Annotated in this window: 3 protein-coding genes; all 3 read right to left on the reverse strand. The window is 63.8% G+C overall.

Translation table 11 applies throughout. From position 1 onward, the window contains the following. A partial coding sequence (locus tag IP78_RS14040; protein WP_369814705.1) for an IS6 family transposase occupies nt 1-428 on the reverse strand: 428 nt, incomplete at its 3' end. 150 nt (nt 429-578) lie between these two features. Then, nucleotides 579-1349, reverse strand: a complete 771-nt coding sequence (locus IP78_RS14045; protein ID WP_054112288.1) for a hypothetical protein — start codon at nt 1347-1349, stop codon at nt 579-581. Continuing rightward, nucleotides 1349-1538, reverse strand: a 190-nt coding sequence (locus IP78_RS14050) for an acyl-CoA dehydrogenase family protein (protein ID WP_054112289.1), incomplete at its 5' end; no start/stop codon positions are given. The genes IP78_RS14045 and IP78_RS14050, both read right to left, overlap by 1 nt.

The raw sequence follows: 1538 nt of genomic DNA on the forward strand, positions 1-1538 counted from the left end.
CCCGGCCGGTGCAAACGCCTTATGTCCAACCGATCGAGCGCTGCGCCGTACGACGCCAGGCCGTCGGTCGTGATCGTCTGCGGCTCGACCGGCTGGTTGTGGAGGAGGCGCTCCAAAAGTTTAAGCGCCGCTTCTGTGTCCCGCCGGCGCTGGACCACAAAGTCCAAGACCTCGCCCTCGTCGTCGACGGCGCGCCACAGATACATCCGCCTTCCGCCGATCCAGCAGACCATCTCGGCCAGGTGCCAGCGCGGCGATGGACCCGTCCGATAACGCCTCAGTCTTTTGGCGATCAGAGGTCCGAACTTGATCGTCCAGCACCGGATCGTCTCATAGCTGACCTCGATCCCGCGCTGCGCCAGCAGTTCCTCGACGTCCCGAAAACTGAGGCCGAACCGGAAGTACAGCCACACAGCGTGGCCGACCACGTCAGCCGGAAATCGGTGACGTTTGAACAAGATCGACTTCACAATAATCCATCCCCAACAGCGGCTTACGCCAACTTTGCGGAGACCTTTTGGCGTTAGCCTGACACCACCTCTCGGAAAGCATTCGTTCGAGTGGGCGCAGCGGACCCTTTATCGGGCAATGCGGAACAGGGAGCGTGGCAGGTCCTCGTTAAGGGCGTAGCCCGTCCAGCGGATCTCGTTCTGCTTAACGCCGTCGTAGAACAGTCTGACCCGACCGGGCTGGGTGAACGACACCCCGGGATTGCGATAGAAGTCCGAGTAGCACCGCTCATGCCACCCCCGGGGAGTCTCAAACCCGAGCCATAGGATAGAGTGGTCGTCGGTTGCTATGCCGAACAGGGTCTCGCCTCCCGAAGGGTCGGCGATACGAACGACGTGTATCGGGCGACCGTCGGCAGTGTCGTCGGGCAAACGTCGCAGGGCAAAACCCTCGTCCAGAGCGAACCGAATGATGCCGAAGCCGAAATTCTCGGACCATTCGCGGCTGGCCTCAGCGCCGGGAACGACACCATTCTGATCATAGCTCGTTTCGCCATCGTATGCGGCCTGGAAGTAGACGGAACCGTCCGCACGTCGCGCGTCGATGCGAACCCAGCCGTTGGCGGCATGGGCCTCAGTGCTTTCGGTGGGATAGACCCGCCACATCCGATAGTCGGGGATGTCGACCGAGCCCGCATGCGTCCCCTGGGGCCAGAATCGACCCTGGCCTGTCAGGGTGAGACTTCGGGGCCTTAGCCAGGTGGGTCCGCCGGCCGCGTCGTGCGCCAGGCGTATGAGCTCGGCGGCCGTCAGCGTCGCCGTCGAGGAAGGTGCAAGCCGGGCGGCCGCGACAATCGGCGCGATAGTCAAGCCACCAATCGCACCACGCCGATCCAGCATCAGAACGCGCTCTCGCCCGTGATGGCGCGACCCAGGATCAGGGCGTGGACGTCGTGCGCGCCCTCATAGGTGTTCACGGTTTCCAGGTTCATGGCGTGGCGCATGACGTGGAGTTCGCCGGTGATGCCGGCTCCGCCGTGCATGTCGCGGGCCTCGCGGGCGATGGCCAGGGCCTTGCCGCAGTTGTTG

It is taken from the genome of Brevundimonas sp. AAP58 (assembly GCF_001295975.1).
Taxonomy (GTDB): domain Bacteria; phylum Pseudomonadota; class Alphaproteobacteria; order Caulobacterales; family Caulobacteraceae; genus Brevundimonas.

Coding starts and splice junctions, on each gene's coding strand:
- IP78_RS14045 (WP_054112288.1), bottom strand. CDS start 1,349: ATGCTGGATCGGCGTGGTGCGATTGGTGGCTTGACTATCGCGCCGATT.